Origin of the sequence: Pelagibacterium flavum, assembly GCF_025854335.1 — a bacterium.
GTDB lineage: Bacteria > Pseudomonadota > Alphaproteobacteria > Rhizobiales > Devosiaceae > Pelagibacterium > Pelagibacterium flavum.
Map to the genome: position 1 here is coordinate 228138 of NZ_CP107716.1, position 16294 is coordinate 244431.

13 protein-coding genes are annotated in these 16294 nt (G+C 61.8%); 11 read left to right on the forward strand and 2 right to left on the reverse strand.

What is annotated here, in order from left to right; translation table 11 throughout:
- The first annotated feature begins 1 nt into the window (after window position 1).
- On the forward strand, window positions 2–787 hold the full coding sequence (locus tag OF122_RS01200; RefSeq protein WP_264226070.1) for a succinate dehydrogenase iron-sulfur subunit: 786 nt from the start codon (window positions 2–4) through the stop codon (window positions 785–787).
- Window positions 788–863: 76 nt separating this feature from the next.
- The gene (locus OF122_RS01205; protein WP_264226071.1) at window positions 864–1094 is read left to right on the forward strand and encodes a hypothetical protein; all 231 of its coding nucleotides are present in this window, start codon (window positions 864–866) and stop codon (window positions 1092–1094) included.
- 217 nt (window positions 1095–1311) lie between these two features.
- On the opposite strand, the gene OF122_RS01210 is transcribed toward OF122_RS01205, so the two are convergent.
- Window positions 1312–2595 carry a DUF2254 domain-containing protein gene (locus OF122_RS01210; RefSeq protein WP_264226072.1) on the reverse strand — a complete coding sequence of 428 codons (1284 nt, stop codon included), beginning with the start codon at window positions 2593–2595 and terminating at the stop codon, window positions 1312–1314.
- A 268-nt stretch (window positions 2596–2863) separates the two neighbouring features.
- On the opposite strand from OF122_RS01210, the gene OF122_RS01215 reads away from it, so the two are divergent.
- The 9 genes from OF122_RS01215 to lpdA all read left to right on the forward strand — a co-directional run bounded on the left by OF122_RS01215 (window position 2864) and on the right by lpdA (window position 14667).
- The gene (locus OF122_RS01215; protein WP_264226073.1) at window positions 2864–3499 is read left to right on the forward strand and encodes a protease inhibitor Inh/omp19 family protein; all 636 of its coding nucleotides are present in this window, start codon (window positions 2864–2866) and stop codon (window positions 3497–3499) included.
- A gap of 163 nt (window positions 3500–3662) precedes the next feature.
- A complete protein-coding gene (gene zapE, locus OF122_RS01220) occupies window positions 3663–4811 on the forward strand; it encodes a cell division protein ZapE (protein WP_264226074.1) in 1149 nt (382 codons plus the stop codon).
- Between the two features lie 170 nt (window positions 4812–4981).
- Window positions 4982–5944, forward strand: a complete 963-nt coding sequence (mdh, locus tag OF122_RS01225) for a malate dehydrogenase (protein WP_264226075.1) — start codon at window positions 4982–4984, stop codon at window positions 5942–5944.
- A 72-nt stretch (window positions 5945–6016) separates the two neighbouring features.
- Window positions 6017–7207, forward strand: a complete 1191-nt coding sequence (gene sucC / locus OF122_RS01230; RefSeq protein ID WP_264226076.1) for an ADP-forming succinate--CoA ligase subunit beta — start codon at window positions 6017–6019, stop codon at window positions 7205–7207.
- A gap of 41 nt (window positions 7208–7248) precedes the next feature.
- Window positions 7249–8151 (forward strand): succinate--CoA ligase subunit alpha, encoded by a 903-nt coding sequence (sucD, locus tag OF122_RS01235; RefSeq protein ID WP_264226077.1) that lies wholly within the window; start codon window positions 7249–7251, stop codon window positions 8149–8151.
- Window positions 8152–8372: 221 nt separating this feature from the next.
- Window positions 8373–11360 carry a 2-oxoglutarate dehydrogenase E1 component gene (locus OF122_RS01240; protein ID WP_264226078.1) on the forward strand — a complete coding sequence of 996 codons (2988 nt, stop codon included), beginning with the start codon at window positions 8373–8375 and terminating at the stop codon, window positions 11358–11360.
- A gap of 66 nt (window positions 11361–11426) precedes the next feature.
- A complete protein-coding gene (odhB, locus tag OF122_RS01245; RefSeq protein ID WP_264226079.1) occupies window positions 11427–12662 on the forward strand; it encodes a 2-oxoglutarate dehydrogenase complex dihydrolipoyllysine-residue succinyltransferase in 1236 nt (411 codons plus the stop codon).
- A 168-nt stretch (window positions 12663–12830) separates the two neighbouring features.
- A complete protein-coding gene (locus OF122_RS01250; protein WP_264226080.1) occupies window positions 12831–13220 on the forward strand; it encodes an MAPEG family protein in 390 nt (129 codons plus the stop codon).
- Window positions 13221–13260: 40 nt separating this feature from the next.
- The gene (lpdA, locus tag OF122_RS01255) at window positions 13261–14667 is read left to right on the forward strand and encodes a dihydrolipoyl dehydrogenase (RefSeq protein ID WP_264226081.1); all 1407 of its coding nucleotides are present in this window, start codon (window positions 13261–13263) and stop codon (window positions 14665–14667) included.
- 73 nt (window positions 14668–14740) lie between these two features.
- Here lpdA and OF122_RS01260 read toward each other — a convergent pair whose 3' ends face one another.
- Entirely contained in the window at window positions 14741–16294 is a 1554-nt protein-coding gene (locus OF122_RS01260) for a CDK5RAP3 family protein (RefSeq protein WP_264226082.1), read from the reverse strand.

The following is a 16294-nucleotide window of genomic DNA, read 5'->3' on the forward strand; positions in this document are numbered from 1 at the left end:
CATGGCTGAACTCGTCCTCGACAAGCGCTCCCGCCCCAAAAAGGGCAAGACCTGGCCAAAGCCGGACGGCGCAACGAAACTGCGTGAATATCACGTCTATCGCTACGATCCCGACACGGGCGACAATCCGCGCATCGATACTTATTTCGTCGATCTCGACGATTGCGGGCCGATGATCCTCGACGGATTGCTGTGGATCAAGAACAACATCGATCCCACCCTCACCCTGCGCCGCTCGTGCCGCGAGGGGATTTGTGGGTCGTGCGCCATGAATATCGACGGCGCCAATACGCTGGCCTGCACCAAGGGCATGGACGAGGTGTCCTCGGGCCCCATCAAGGTCTATCCGCTGCCCCACATGCCGGTGGTCAAGGATCTGGTGCCCGATCTTTCAACCTTTTACGAGCAGCACAAATCGGTGCAGCCCTGGCTGCAGACCAAATCGCCAACGCCGGACACCGAATGGCTGCAGACCAAGGAAGACCGCGCCAAGCTTGACGGGCTCTATGAGTGCATCTTGTGCGCGTGCTGCTCGACGTCGTGCCCGTCCTATTGGTGGAACGGCGAAAAATATCTCGGCCCGGCCGTGCTGCTTCAAGCCTATCGCTGGCTGATCGACAGCCGCGACGAAGCCACATCGGAACGTCTCGACATTCTCGAAGACCCCTTCAAGCTCTATCGCTGCCACACCATCATGAACTGCGCCAAGGTCTGCCCCAAGGGGCTCAACCCGGCCAAGGCAATCGCCGAAATCAAGAAGATGATGGTCGAACGCAAGGTGGCCTGAACCCGGCCGGTTCTGATATGTTGTGAAGGGTCCGGGGCTTATCCTGGGCCCTTTTTTGTTTTTCAGGATGATGGCCATGAGCGACTACGAAACGATCCTTTATGTCGAACGCGAATCGGTCGCCCGGCTCATGGTCACCGCCCTTCAGGCACACGGCTTTTCCCCGCGCGAGATCACAGATGGCGGCCTGCCGGGCATTGGTGCGGGTCTGACGGGCAAGGGGCTGGCGATCGCCGTCCCGGCTCGCGAGGCGCGCGACGCAAAGCCGCTGGCGGAAGCGCTGCTCAAAGACATGCTGGCGCGATAGCGCGGGCCCTCTTGGCCCCGCGCACAATCGGCCAAAGCCGGCCCACCTCCCCCATGGCGGCCCCGACCAACACGGGGGTCCAGCAGAACGGGTCCAGGCACCGGTGCTTCAGGCCGCGCTCATGGATCCCGGCTTTCGCCGGGAAAGCGCCGAAGGGAACCCCAGCAGCGCCTTTCCAGCCCGGGGTGACCATGAGGGTGGGGCTGGTCCTGCCCCCTCATTCAGCCGCTTTTTCCTTGAGCCAGTCGACCATGGTTTGCGGCAGTTGGTGATTGTCCACGTCGCCCGCCATCACCTTGCGCCATTTGGCGATTGCCTTGCGCTGGTGGTCCTGGCGGCTGACGCGGTCGAACAGGATCAAAAGCTCGATCAGCCGCTCGGTGGCCAGCGTATCGGTGCGCATGGCCGGCAACAGCGCGGGCACGATCAGATCGAGATAATGGCCGAGACCCAGATCGGGGCGCTTGAGCGCGGCGCGCCCGTCCTTGGTAAACAGCACCTGGGGCACGCCGTCCGAGCGGACCAGCGGCAACAGAGAGCCGCTCATATGATCGATGGCGGCAACGGCGGTGTTGGGATCGTTGATGCCGGGGGACAGGGCGCGCAGGGCGATGTCGATCAGCGCACGCGCTTCATAGGTCGCTTCCTGGAGCACGTCGCGGCGTGGCCCGATCGTAAAGCATTTGGCCAGGGATTTGATATCGGGGGCGGGGCCTTCCACATGCGCCATCGGCATGGCTTCGCCCACGTAATCGTCAACCCTGAGGTCAATCACAAGGCGCAGGCTGTTGTCCTTTAGAATATGGAGCAGCTGGTCATAGGCGATGTGGCGGATATAGCCGCTGCCGGGGGCGGGAACGGGCGCGCCGGCAAAGCCGTCGAAATCCGCAAGGTGGCGGTTGGCGCTGGCAATATCGGATGCGTCGGCCCTGGCGGCGACCTTTCCGATGGATTTGGCGAACCGCTTGCCCAGATCGGCGACAATCACATCGGCCTGTATGGACAGCGCCATATGGTGCACGAAATAGATCACCAGCCCGAAGGCGCCCGTGGCGATGATTATGGTGCCGGCCACCGCCAGCTCGGGCACGAAGCCGTCTTCGAGCTCGCTTACTTCGCCCAGCACAACCAGTGCAAACAGGAACACCCCGACAAAGGCGCCCAGAACCGATTGGGTGGTCCGGTCTTCCATGAACATGATCAGCACCCGTGGACCGAGCTGGCCCGAGAGCTGGGTCAGGCCCACAAAGGTCAGCGAAAAGACCAGCGAAGCCATGGTCATCATGCCCCCGGCAATCGTGGTCAGCACGGCCCTTGCGCCTTCGGGGCCGAAGCGGGGGTAAAAGGGCTGGTCGCGCAGGTTCGAGAGCGCCTCGACACTGTCGATGAAAACAAAAAGATTGCCCAGCGCCAGCCCGGCTATGGCCATCAGCAAAGGGACGAACCAGAAGCTGCTGGCGATCGAAGCCATGAACGCCTTGGCGTGGACATAAAATCCCATCCCCGATTTCCCTTTTTGGTGGCGGCAATGTCGGTCGAGGGGATGTTGTCCCATAACCGCCATATTGGCCACAATAGTTAACGCCGAACCCTCTTGGACGGGCCGGAGGGCTTGAGTCTTGAACGCTGCCGCCTTAAAGCGGAGGGGGTTGGAGCGTGGATCGCCTCGATCCTCACGACAAAGCAGGCCGCCGGCAGCGCCGTTGGGAACGGTACGGAACGCGTTGTGTTCCCGCATGTCCCGTCCGGGCCGAAACAATGGAGCTGTTATGGTTGGAACTCTCACAAGATCACTTGCGGTGATGATGGTCATCGGCGGCACAGGTGTGCTTTCCGCGTGCTCGCCGACCTCGTTCGGGCGCGCGACCCCCACGGTCACCGCCACACCGCCACCGCCCACCATTCAGCCGGTACAGACGAGCTCGGTTTCCAGCTCGGACCTGCCGCCCATCGATGGCTCGACCGTCCTGCCGTCCAATACGCCTTCGACCACGGGCACACCCACGGTGCCGGGCAATACCGCATCGGTGGATGGCAGCACGAGCACAAGTTCGCCGGGCTTCCTGCTCGACGATGTCGGCAGCCCCGGCAACACGACCAGCGGGCGCAATCTGACCGGCAGCGTGACCATCGAGCAGCTTCTGGGTGGCTGGACCGTGATGGTGGGGGCCGAACAGTGCCGCCTCAATCTCACCTACACCGCCAAGGGATCGACAGGCCGTTACCGTGCCTCGACGCCGGGGTGCCTTGTGGATGGGTTGGCCGACGTGACCTCGTGGAACCTTCTGGGCAACCAGATCCAGTTCTACAACGAGAGCGACGAACTGGTCGGCACCCTGTTCCAGAGCGGCAACCGGTTCGTGGGCACGCTTGCGGGCGGGCAATCCGTCTCGATGGTTGGCTAGGAGCGCTCCCAGAAAAAGTGGACACCACTTTTTCGGTTCGGGAACGCGACCTACAAAAAGGAAGCGCTCCCAGAAAAAGTGGACACCACTTTTTCGGTTCGGGAACGCGACCAATAAAAAGCTGGGGGCCTATGAGCCGGACTAGAGCGAAAGACTCGAGGGCTTGAGCGGGACCGAAGGGGCCTCGGGCTCCATTGTCGATGCGTATGCCGATATGATCGTGGCGGGGCAGGTCAAGCCCGACGCCGCGCAGAAGCGCGCTGTCGAAAAACTGCAAGCGGTCGCCGAAGGGCTCGGTCAGCTCGAGGCCCATTCGGGTTCGGTGCTGTCCGCCCTGTTCCGGCGCAAGCGCGAGGCACCCAAGGGGCTCTACATCTGGGGCGATGTGGGGCGGGGCAAGACCATGCTCATGGACCTGTTTTACAAGACGGTCCCGGTTGGTGCCAAAAGGCGCGTGCATTTCCACGAATTCATGAACGAGGTGCACGAGGCGATCGCCAAATTCCGCTCGGAAAATCCCGGGACCAAGGGCGCGCGCGATCCCATTCCGGCGGTAGCGCGGCCGATAACCCGGTCGGTACGGCTGTTGTGTTTCGACGAGTTCTTCGTTTCCGACATCACCGATGCCATGCTGCTCAGCCGGCTGTTCGAAATCCTGTTCGCCGACGGGGTCGTGGTGGTCGCCACCTCCAATATCCCGCCCGAAAAGCTCTATTGGAACGGGCTCAACCGCCAGCTCTTTTTGCCCTTCATCGATCTGCTGACCGATCACACCGAAGTTTTCAATCTCGACGCCGACACCGATTACCGCCGCGAAAAACTCGACGCCCAGGACGTGTACAAGATTGGCACCGGGCCCGAAGTCGATGCCCAGATGGACGGGCTTTTCGATCACCTGACCGGCGGGGCCGAGCCAAGGCCCGATGCCATCGAGAGCCTTGGCCGCGTGATCACCGTACCGGCCCAGGCCATGGGCGTGGCGCGGTTTAACTTCGCCGATCTGTGCGAACGCCCGCTCGGGGCGCGCGATTATCTCAAGCTCGCCAATCGCTTCCATACCGTGGTCATCGACCATGTGCCGGTGTTTTCGCGCCTGAAATCGGACGCTTCGAAGCGCTTCATCCTGCTTGTCGACACGCTTTACGATCGCGGGGTCAAACTCGCCGCCAGCTTTGCCGCCCCGCTCGATGATCTCGCCCAGGACGACAAGACACGATTCGAGTTCGCCCGCTGCCTGTCCCGGCTCGAAGAAATGCGCTCGGCCGATTACATCGCCCAGCCCCTGCGCGCCGGTTCGGGTCAGCCCTCCTGACGCAGTTTCCGTTGCAGGGAAAGTGTCAGCCTTGCAGACCTTTTTGCGGACCGCCAGGCTGAACGCCCAAATTTACCGGCCTTAGACGAAGGGTTCACTTGCGTCGCAATGTCACAAGGTCTATGGAGGGCGCGAGGAAAACGTTACTTTACCTATAGGGAAACTTGCTCATGGCGCGTAAGAAAATCGCTCTGATCGGTGCCGGTCAGATCGGGGGGACACTCGCACATCTGGTGGCGCTCAAGGAACTTGGCGACGTCATGCTGTTCGATATCGTTGACGGCGTGCCCCAGGGCAAGGCGCTCGATCTGGCCCAGTCCGGCCCGGTCGAAGGGTACAATTCCACCCTCAAGGGCACGTCCGAATACAAGGACATCGAAGGCGCGGACGTTGTCATCGTCACCGCAGGCGTGCCGCGCAAGCCGGGCATGAGCCGCGACGATCTTCTAGAAATCAATCTCAAGGTCATGGAGCAGGTCGGCGCGGGCATTTCCAAATACGCCCCCGATGCGTTCGTGATCTGCATCACCAACCCGCTCGACGCCATGGTCTGGGCGCTGCAGAAATTCTCCGGCCTGCCGCCCGAGAAGGTCGTCGGCATGGCCGGCGTGCTCGACAGCGCGCGCTTCCGTCACTTCATCGCCGATGAGCTCAACGTTTCCGTGCAGGACGTCACCGCGTTCGTGATGGGCGGCCATGGGGACACCATGGTGCCGCTGGCGCGCTATTCGACGGTTGCCGGCATCCCGCTGCCCGACATGGTCAAGATGGGCTGGATGAGCAAGGACAAGCTCGACGAAATCATCCAGCGCACCCGCGATGGCGGCGCCGAGATCGTCGGGCTGCTGAAAACCGGTTCGGCCTTTTATGCCCCCGCCGCTTCGGCCGTCGAGATGGCCGAATGTTATCTGAAAGACAAAAAGCGCATCCTGCCCTGCGCCGCGCACCTGACCGGCCAGTTCGGCCTGTCCGACACCTATGTCGGGGTTCCGGTGGTGATCGGTGCGGGTGGTGTCGAGCGCATTGTCGAGATCGAGCTCAACGCGTCTGAAAAGAAGATGTTTGACGCCTCTGTCCAATCGGTCGACGGGCTTGTCGAAGCCTGCAAGAAGATCGCGCCCAAGCTGGCGTAACCGTTCCGGCCCGGAGGTACCCCCTCCGGGCTTTCCCATTTCTGCCGAACACGAAAAAGGTTCGTACCTGCGATGAACATTCACGAATACCAGGCCAAGGAACTGCTCAAGGGCTACGGCGCCCCGGTCGCCAAGGGCGTGGCCATCATGAGTGCCGAGGAGGCCGAAGCCGCCGCGCGCTCGCTGCCCGGCCCTCTTTATGTGGTCAAGTCCCAGATCCACGCCGGCGGACGCGGCAAGGGCAAGTTCAAGGAACTCGGACCCGACGCCAAGGGCGGCGTGCGGCTGGCCAAGTCGATCGAAGAGGTCGTGGCCAACGTCAAGGACATGCTCGGCAACACCCTTGTCACCGCCCAGACCGGTGATGCGGGCAAGCAGGTCAACCGTCTCTATATCGAGGACGGCGCCGATATCGATCGTGAGCTCTATTGCTCGCTGCTGGTCGACCGCTCGGTCGGCAAGGTGGCGTTCGTTGTGTCCACCGAGGGCGGCATGGACATCGAGCAGGTCGCCCACGACACGCCCGAAAAGATCATCACCGTCGCCATCGACCCCGAAGCGGGCGTGACCGACGCGGACGTGACCGAGATTTCGAGTGCTCTCAAACTCGACGGCGCCGCCGCCGAGGATGCCAAGTCCCTGTTCCCGGCGCTCTACAAGGCGTTCGTCGAAAAGGACATGGCGCTTTTGGAAATCAACCCGCTGATCGTGATGACCGACGGCCATCTGCGCGTTCTCGACGCCAAGGTGAGCTTTGACGGCAACGCCCTGTTCCGCCACGCCGATATCGTTGCGCTGCGCGACGAGACCGAGGAAGACGCCAAGGAAATCGAGGCGTCCAAATGGGATCTGGCCTATGTGCCCATGGACGGCAATATCGGCTGCATGGTCAATGGCGCCGGGCTTGCCATGGCGACCATGGACATCATCCACCTTTACGGCAAGGAGCCGGCCAATTTCTGTGACGTTGGCGGTGGCGCTTCAAAGGAAAAGGTCGCCGCGGCGTTCAAGATCATTACCGCCGATCCCAAGGTCGAAGGCATTCTGGTCAACATCTTCGGCGGCATCATGAAGTGCGACGTGATCGCCGAAGGCGTTGTCGCGGCCGTCAAGGAAGTGGGCCTGACCATTCCGCTGGTCGTGCGCCTTGAAGGCACCAATGTCGAACTGGGCAAGAAGATCCTCAACGAATCGGGGCTGGCGATCACCGCCGCCGACGATCTCGATGATGCCGCCCAGAAGATCGTCGCCGCCGTGGCCTAACGCGCCGCACCCAGCCACACGGAATTTGAGATCAAGATTACATGTCCATTCTCGTCAATAAAGACACCAAGATCCTCGTGCAGGGCCTGACCGGCAAGACCGGCACGTTCCACACCGAACAGGCACTGGCCTATTACGGCACCAAGATGGTCGGCGGCATCCACCCCAAAAAGGGCGGAGAAACCTGGACCGGCGCGGGCGGGGAGAACCTCCCCATCTTCGCAACCGTCGCCGAGGGCAAGGAAAAGACCGGCGCGGACGCCTCGGTCATCTACGTGCCCCCCGCGGGCGCGGCCGATGCCATCATCGAGGCGATCGAAGCCGAAATTCCGTTCATCACCTGCATCACCGAAGGCATCCCGGTGTCCGACATGGTGCGCGTCAAGGCGCGGCTGGACCGCTCCAATTCGCGCCTGCTCGGCCCCAACTGCCCGGGCATTTTGACCCCGGAAGAATGCAAGATCGGCATCATGCCCGGTTCGATCTTCCGCAAGGGCTCGGTGGGCATTGTGTCGCGTTCGGGCACGCTTACATATGAAGCCGTGTTCCAGACCACAAATGAAGGCCTTGGCCAGACAACGGCCGTCGGCATCGGCGGCGACCCGGTCAAGGGCACCGAATTCATCGACGTGCTCGAGATGTTCCTGGCGGACGACGCCACACAATCGATCATCATGATCGGCGAAATCGGCGGCTCGGCCGAAGAAGACGCCGCCCAGTTCCTGATCGACGAAGCCAAAAAGGGGCGCTCCAAGCCCATGGCTGGCTTTATCGCGGGCCGCACCGCACCCAAGGGCAAGACCATGGGCCATGCGGGCGCCGTGGTCTCGGGTGGCAAGGGCGATGCGGAATCGAAAATCGCTGCCATGGAAGCGGCGGGCATCAGGGTTTCCCCCTCGCCCGCGCGTCTGGGCACCACGCTGGTCGAAGTTCTCAAAGGCTGAGACACGGCAATGTTATCGGTGACCGGGACTTAGGTCCCGGTTAACCAAAACGAGACGGCATCGCCGTCATAGTTCGACCGGAATTGGCGGCCCATAGGTGGGTTTCCAGAAAAAGTGGTTACCACTTTTTCGGTTCGGAAACGCGACAAGGCAAAAACCGGCAACGGGCAGGTTGAACACATCTTTACTGAGGGGGATCGGGACCCCCAATCGAGAGCGAAATGGCACGACAGGATCAGAACGAAGCGTTCCTCCTCACTTCTTTCCTTTATGGCGGCAACGCCGATTACATCGACGCCTTGTACGCGCGCTACAAGTCCGATCCCAAAAGTGTCGATCCGAGCTGGGCGGAGTTTTTCGACAATCTCGCCGACAGTGCCGAGAGCGTCACCAAAAACGCCGAGGGGCCGAGCTGGCAGCGCTCTGATTGGCCGCGCACCACCAATGGCGAGATGATCTCGGCGCTCGATGGCAATTGGGGCGAAGTCGCTCTCAAGGCCCAGAAGGCGGTCACCGAAAAGGCGAAGGCCGGCGGCGAGCCGGTCTCCACCGAAGCGGTGATGCAGGCGACACGGGATTCGATCCACGCCATCATGATGATCCGCGCCTATCGCATGCGCGGCCATCTGCACGCCAATCTCGATCCGCTCGGGCTGGAAAACCGCGAGGAAGCTCCCGAGCTCGATCCGGCGGCCTATGGCTTTTCAGAGGCCGATTACACCCGCGAAATTTTCATCGACAATTATCTCGGGCTCGAATTTGCCACCGTGCCCCAGATGCTCGAGATCCTGCGCCGCACCTATTGCGGCACGCTGGGCATCGAATTCATGCATATCTCCGATCCCGAGGCCAAGGCCTGGATCCAGGAACGCATCGAGGGCCCGGACAAGGAAATCACCTTCACTCCCCAGGGCAAGCGGGCAATCCTCAATAAGCTGGCCGAAGCCGAAGGGTTCGAAAAGTTCCTCGACGTCAAATATACCGGCACCAAGCGGTTCGGTCTCGATGGCGGGGAATCGCTGATCCCGGCGCTCGAACAGATCGTCAAGCGCGGCGGTGCCCTGGGCGTTAGGGATATCGTTCTGGGCATGCCCCATCGCGGGCGGCTGAACGTTCTGACCCAGTTGATGGCCAAACCGCATCGCGCGCTGTTTCACGAGTTCAAGGGTGGTGCGTTCTACCCTGACGATGTTGAAGGTTCGGGCGACGTCAAATATCACCTCGGCGCGTCATCGGACCGCGAGTTCGACGGCAATACGGTGCATCTGTCGCTGACCGCCAATCCCAGCCATCTCGAAATCGTCAACCCGGTTGTTCTGGGCAAGGCCCGCGCCAAGCAGGATCAGCTTTCGGCCAGGGATGGGCGCTTTGTCGCCGATACGCGCGACACCGACCGCACCGCGGTCCTGCCGCTGCTGCTGCATGGCGATGCGGCCTTTGCCGGGCAGGGCGTGGTGGCCGAATGTTTCGCGCTTTCGGGCCTCAAGGGGCACCGCACCGGCGGGTCGATCCATTTCGTGGTCAACAACCAGATCGGGTTCACCACCTCGCCGCACTTCTCGCGCTCGTCGCCCTATCCGACCGACGTGGCCAAGATGATCGAAGCCCCGGTCTTCCATTGCAATGGGGACGATCCTGAAGCGGTGGTCTATGCCGCCAAGATCGCCACCGAATTCCGCCAGAAATTCGGGCGGCCGGTGGTCATCGACATGTTCTGCTACCGCCGGTTCGGCCACAATGAAGGCGATGAACCGAGCTTTACCCAGCCGCTGATGTACAAGGCCATTCGCGGCCACAAGACGACGCTGGAAATTTACGGCAACAAGCTGGTCGACGAGGGCGTTCTGAGCGCCGAGGAATTCGCTCAACTCAAGGCCGACTGGCGCGCCAGGCTCGACAGCGAATTCGAGGCCGGGCAGGACTACCGTCCCAACAAGGCCGATTGGCTCGATGGCGCCTGGAAGAACATCAAGCTCGCCGAAGTCGATGGGCCGCGGCGCGGTGTCACCGGCATCGAGCTCGACAGGCTCAAATCGCTGGGCGAAAAGCTGACAAGCGTGCCGGGCGATTTCCATGCCCACCGCACCGTTCAGCGGTTCATGGACAACCGCAAGAAGATGATCACCGAAGGCGAGGGCATCGACTGGGCCACCGCCGAAGCGCTGGCTTTTGCCTCGCTGCTCGAAGACGGCCACCCGGTCCGCCTTTCGGGGCAGGATGTGGAACGCGGCACGTTCTCCCAGCGCCATTCGGTGCTCTACGATCAGGAAAACGAATCCACGTTCACCCCGCTCAACAATCTTGCGGAAAACCAGGCCCGTTACGAGGTCATCAACTCGCTGCTGTCGGAAGAAGCCGTGCTCGGGTTCGAATATGGCTATTCGCTGGCCGAGCCCAATGCGCTCACGGTCTGGGAAGCCCAGTTCGGCGATTTCGTCAACGGCGCGCAGGTGGTGATCGATCAGTTCATCTCCTCGGGCGAACGCAAATGGTTGCGCATGAGCGGGCTGGTGATGCTGTTGCCGCACGGCTATGAAGGTCAGGGCCCCGAGCATTCCTCGGCGCGTCCCGAGCGCTTCCTGCAGCTTTGCGCCGAAGACAACATGCAGGTGCTCAACTGCACCACCCCGGCCAATTATTTCCATGCGCTGCGCCGGCAACTCAAACGCGATTTCCGCAAGCCGCTGATCATCATGACGCCCAAATCGCTGCTGCGGCACAAGCGGGCGGTTTCGGGTCTGGCCGAAATGGGGTCGGATACGTTCTTCCATCGCCTGCTCTGGGACGATGCCGAAGCACCCGGCCTGCCCAAGACCGAGATCAACCTGGTCGGCGACGACAAGATCCGGCGCGTGGTGATCTGCACGGGCAAGGTCTATTACGATTTGCTCGAGGATCGCGAGAAACGCGGCATCAACGACGTCTATCTGATGCGTCTCGAACAGCTCTACCCGTTCCCCGCCAAGGCGCTGATCGACGAATTGAGCCGGTTTACCAACGCAGAAGTCGTCTGGTGTCAGGAAGAGCCCAAGAACATGGGCGCATGGTCGTTCGTTCAGCCCTATATCGAATGGGTGCTCGAGCAGATGGGCCGTCCGGGCGGACGCCCGCGCTATGTCGGCCGTCCGGCCTCGGCCTCCACGGCCACCGGCCTGATGCGCACCCATGTCGCCCAGCTGCAGGCCTTCCTCGACGAAGCCTTCGAGTAAGCCCGAACCGAGATTGACGAACCCGGCGCTGCCGGGACCCCAAAGCGAATTGGAAGGATACGAGAGATGTCCACTGAAGTCCGCGTCCCGACCCTGGGCGAAAGCGTTACCGAAGCCACGATCGGGCAATGGTTCAAAAAGGTCGGCGACGCCGTTTCGGCCGACGAGCCCATTGTCGAGCTTGAAACCGACAAGGTGACCATCGAGGTTCCGGCGCCGGTGTCTGGCACGCTCGAAGCGATTTCGGTCAATGAGGGCGATACCGTGGAAGTCGGCGCGCTGATCGCCGCGATTGCTGCCGGCGCCGCCCCGGCCAAATCGGCCGAGGCGCCCAAGGAAGAGCCCAAGGCCGAAGCCCCCAAGGCCGAGGCGGCCAAGCCTGCCGAAGCGCCCGCTCCCGCCGCCAAGACCGAAATGCCGCCCGCACCGTCCGCCGCCAAGCTGATGGCAGAGCGTGACGTCGATCCGTCCTCGGTTTCGGGTTCGGGCAAGCGCGGCCAGGTTCTGAAGGAAGATGTGCTCAAGGCGCTCGACAATACCGGCCCGGCCAAGGTCGAGGCGCCGGCTCCTGCCGCACCGCGCGCCGCACGGGCAGAGGATCAGGGCGGCGAAGAGCGGGTCAAGATGACCCGTCTGCGCCAGACCATCGCCAAGCGTCTGAAGGATGCCCAGAACTCGGCCGCCATGCTCACCACCTTCAACGAGGTGGACATGAAGCCGGTCATGGATCTGCGCAATTCCTACAAGGAACTGTTCGAGAAAAAGCACGGCGTCAAACTGGGCTTCATGGGCTTTTTCACCAAGGCCGTTGTCCATGCGCTCAAGGAAATCCCGGCGGTCAATGCAGAGATCGACGGCACCGACATCATCTACAAGAACTTCGCCCATATCGGCGTTGCCGTGGGCACCGAAAAGGGCCTCGTCGTCCCGGTGGTGCGTGACGCCGACCAGATGACCATTGCCGAGATCGAAAAGGAAATCTCCCGGCTCGGACGCGCGGCGCGCGACGGCCAGCTTTCGATGGCCGATATGCAGGGGGGCACCTTCACCATCTCCAATGGCGGCGTTTACGGCTCGCTGATGAGCACCCCGATCCTCAATGCCCCCCAGTCGGGCATTCTGGGCATGCACAAGATCCAGGAACGCCCCGTGGTTGTCGGCGGTCAGGTCGTTATCCGCCCGATGATGTATCTGGCGCTCTCCTACGATCACCGGATTGTCGATGGCAAGGAAGCGGTCACCTTCCTGGTTCGCGTCAAGGAAAGCCTCGAGGATCCGCAGCGGCTGGTGCTGGATCTTTAGAGCACGGGCAGAAAAAGTTGCAGACTTTTCCGGTTCGATCCGCGCGACAAGCAGGAACCTGGAGCGCAGCGCCAGGATTTTGGACAGTCCATTGGGCGTCGGGGCGCAGTGCACCGAGGGTCCAATGGGCGTCAGTCCGGCCCGAACAGGCTCTAAGGGGGGTCATCAATGACCTTTGAGTTATGGATGGTTGTCGCCTCGGTCGTGCTGCTTTTTGCGCAGATCACCATCCAGGCGCTTCTTTTGACCGAGCAGTTGGGCCGCGAATACAATGCCGGTCCGCGCGATGAGGGCACGCCTCTCACCGGCCGTGCCGGGCGGGCCAAGCGCATGGTCGAGAACTATCTCGAGACCTATCCCGCCTTTATCGCCCTGGCGCTGGCGGTGGTGGTCTCGAATGGTTCGGACTGGCTGACCCTGGGTGGTTCCGGGCTCTATATCGTGGGCCGCATCGTCTATATTCCCCTTTATCTTCAAGGGATTGCCTATTTCCGCTCCATGGTCTGGATCCTCGCCTCGCTGGGACTGGTCGCCATGACAATCGGGCTGATCGTCTGAGACAGCCACAAACAACTGACTGAGTTGAGGACATGAACTGATGGCCGACACATTTGATCTCACCATAATCGGCACCGGACCGGGCGGCTATGTCTGCGCCGTTCGCGCCGCACAGCTTGGCATGAAGGTCGCCGTTGTCGAGAAATGGCCGAGTTTCGGGGGCACCTGCCTCAATATCGGCTGCATCCCGTCCAAGGCGCTGCTGCACGCTTCGGAAATGTTTGAGGAAGCCGGCCACACCTTTCCCCAGCTCGGCATCGAGGTCGGCGCGCCCAAACTCAACCTGTCCGCCATGATGGCCCATAAGGACGATACCGTTGCCTCCAACACGGGCGGCATCGAATATCTGTTCAAAAAGAACAAGATAACTGCCTTTAGAGGCACCGGCAGGATTGCCGCGCAGGGCAAGGTGACCGTCACCGCCGAGGATGGTTCGGCAACCGACATCGAAACCAAGAACATCGTCATCGCCACCGGTTCGGTGTCGGCCAATTTGCCGGGCATAGAGATTGACGAAGAGAAAATCGTCACTTCGACCGGAGCCCTCAAACTCGATAAGGTGCCAGATAACCTGCTGGTTATAGGTGCCGGCGTCATCGGCCTCGAACTCGGTTCGGTCTGGGCCCGCCTCGGCGCCAAGGTCACGGTCGTCGAATTCCTCGATCGCATCCTGCCCGGCATGGATCTCGACGTGGCCAAACAGTTCCAGAGAATGCTGTCAAAACAAGGGTTTGACTTCAAACTCGGCACCAAGGTCACCGGCATCGAAAAGACCGAATCGGGTCTGGTTGCCACCCTCGAACCCGCCGCGGGCGGCGAGGCATCGACGCTGCAAACCGACATCGCCCTGGTCTCGATCGGCCGCGTTCCCTTCACCGACGGGCTCGGGCTCGACGATCTGGGCATCGAGCGCGACAATCGCGGCCGGGTCGTAACCGACGGACATTACAAGACAAATCTCGACGGGATCTATGCGATCGGGGATGTGATCGCCGGTCCGATGCTGGCCCACAAGGCCGAGGATGAGGGCATCGCCATCGCCGAAATCCTCGCTGGACAGGCGGGACATGTGAATTATTCCGTTATCCCCGGCGTGGTTTACACCAACCCCGAAGTCGCCTCGGTCGGCAAGACCGAAGAAGACCTCAAGGCCGAGGGCATTGCTTACAAGGCGGCGAAATTTCCCTTTACCGCCAATGGCCGTGCCAAGGCGATGCTGGCCCCGCAGGGGTTCGTCAAGATCCTTGCGGACAAGGAAACCGACCGGGTTCTGGGCTGTCACATCGTGGGTAAGGGCGCTGGCGAAATGATCCACGAAGCCGCTGTGCTGATGGAATTTGGTGGCTCGGCCGAGGATCTTGCCCGCACCTGCCATGCCCATCCCACCATGAGCGAAGCAGTGCGCGAGGCCGCGCTGGGGCTTGGCGACGGGTCGATCCACATCTAGCGCTCAATCTGCGTCACGCATAAAAAAGGCCGCATCCCCAGGGATGCGGCCTTTTCATTTGCAGCGATGACGCTCAGGGATTGTAGGTCACGGTCCCGGCATCATAGGCGGCCCGGCAGTCGCTGGCGTCAGCGAGCATGTTGGATTCGAGCAGCTCAAGCGCGCCGCCACGGCCCTGGAAGCGCGGGTCGTCGCAGACGCCGTCATAGGCCGAGGCGCTTGAATCATCGCCGAAATTGATCCGGAAGTCGCCGTCCGAGCTCTCATCGGCCAGCGTTACGGTGCCCTCAGTGTAGGCGGTCGAGCAGTCAGTGGCATCGGCCATCAGATGATCGTCAAGTGCTACGCCGACCCCCGGGCCGGTAAAGCGCGGATCGTCGCATTCGGCATCGTTGGAATAGGTGCCCGAATCATCGCCGAAATCGATGCCGTCGATCACCGTGGTGCCGGTACCATCGCCCAAATAGGTCACGTCACCGGCCTCGAATGCCTCACGGCAATCGGTGGCGTCGGCCAGAAGATGGCTATCGAGGCTGCCGCCGAAGCGGGGGTCGTCGCATTCGCCGTCATTGGCCCAATTGCCTGAATCGTCACCGAAATCGATATCGTCGATCGCGACGTCGGCGCCGGCTTCATCGGATGGGGTGTAGGTCACTTCGCCCGCTTCATAAGCCGTACGGCAGTCGGTGGCATCGGCCAGAAGATGGCTGTCGAGGCCGCCGCCGAAGCGTGGATCGTCGCATTCGTCATCATTGGCCCAGGTGCCCGAATCATCGCCGAAGTCGATGTCGTCCGCAGAAACGTCGTTTCCGCTGTCATCGGGCGCGTCATAGGTCACTTCACCAGCTTCATAAGCGGTGCGGCAGTCAGTGGCATCGGCGAACTCATGGCTGGTGAGCGAACCGCCAAAGCGCGGGTCATCACATTCGCCGTCATTGGCCCAAGTGCCTGTGTCGTCGCCGAAATCTATGTCGCCCGCGACGATTTCACTGCCAGCATCTTCCGGCGCGTCATAGGTCACTTCGCCGGCTTCATAAGCGGTGCGGCAGTCAGTGGCATCGGCGAATTCATGGCTGGTGAGCGAACCGCCAAAGCGCGGGTCATCGCATTCGCCATCATTGGCCCATGTGCCCGAATCGTCACCGAAATCGATGGCATCGCCCGGCTGCACCGCTCCGCTGACCTCATTGGATGGGGCAAAAGTGACCTCGCCGGCCTCATAGGCCGTGCGGCAGTCTGTGGCGTCGGCCATAAGATGGCTGTCGAGCGTGCCGCCGAAACGGGGGTCGTCGCATTCGTCGTCGTTTGCCCAGGCTCCTGAATCATCGCCGAAATCGATCTCGCTATCGCTTTGGGCGGCCGGGGTGGCGGGATCGTCGGCTGTAACCAGCGTGACTTCGCCCGCTTCGAACGCAGCCTGACAGTCGGCGGCATCGCGCATCTCGTCGACCGGGCTGCGGATCAGCGCCGCTCCAGGACCCTCAAAGCGCGGATCGTCGCACTGGTCGTCATTGGCCCAGGTGCTCGAATTGTCGCCGAAATCGATATCCTGGGCCAGCGCTGGCGCGCCCAGTGCAAGACCGAGGGCGAGCGCGGCGCTGCTCATCATCAACCTTGTTGTCTTCAT

What these genes read in the sequence shown, in the direction of transcription:
- OF122_RS01200 (WP_264226070.1), top strand. Translation starts at nt 2, where the DNA reads ATGGCTGAACTCGTCCTCGACAAGCGCTCCCGCCCCAAAAAGGGCAAG.
- OF122_RS01205 (WP_264226071.1), top strand. Translation starts at nt 864, where the DNA reads ATGAGCGACTACGAAACGATCCTTTATGTCGAACGCGAATCGGTCGCC.
- OF122_RS01210 (WP_264226072.1), bottom strand. Translation starts at nt 2,595, where the DNA reads ATGGGATTTTATGTCCACGCCAAGGCGTTCATGGCTTCGATCGCCAGC.
- OF122_RS01215 (WP_264226073.1), top strand. Translation starts at nt 2,864, where the DNA reads ATGGTTGGAACTCTCACAAGATCACTTGCGGTGATGATGGTCATCGGC.
- mdh (WP_264226075.1), top strand. Translation starts at nt 4,982, where the DNA reads ATGGCGCGTAAGAAAATCGCTCTGATCGGTGCCGGTCAGATCGGGGGG.
- sucC (WP_264226076.1), top strand. Translation starts at nt 6,017, where the DNA reads ATGAACATTCACGAATACCAGGCCAAGGAACTGCTCAAGGGCTACGGC.
- sucD (WP_264226077.1), top strand. Translation starts at nt 7,249, where the DNA reads ATGTCCATTCTCGTCAATAAAGACACCAAGATCCTCGTGCAGGGCCTG.
- OF122_RS01240 (WP_264226078.1), top strand. Translation starts at nt 8,373, where the DNA reads ATGGCACGACAGGATCAGAACGAAGCGTTCCTCCTCACTTCTTTCCTT.
- odhB (WP_264226079.1), top strand. Translation starts at nt 11,427, where the DNA reads ATGTCCACTGAAGTCCGCGTCCCGACCCTGGGCGAAAGCGTTACCGAA.
- OF122_RS01250 (WP_264226080.1), top strand. Translation starts at nt 12,831, where the DNA reads ATGACCTTTGAGTTATGGATGGTTGTCGCCTCGGTCGTGCTGCTTTTT.
- lpdA (WP_264226081.1), top strand. Translation starts at nt 13,261, where the DNA reads ATGGCCGACACATTTGATCTCACCATAATCGGCACCGGACCGGGCGGC.
- OF122_RS01260 (WP_264226082.1), bottom strand. Translation starts at nt 16,294, where the DNA reads ATGAAGACAACAAGGTTGATGATGAGCAGCGCCGCGCTCGCCCTCGGT.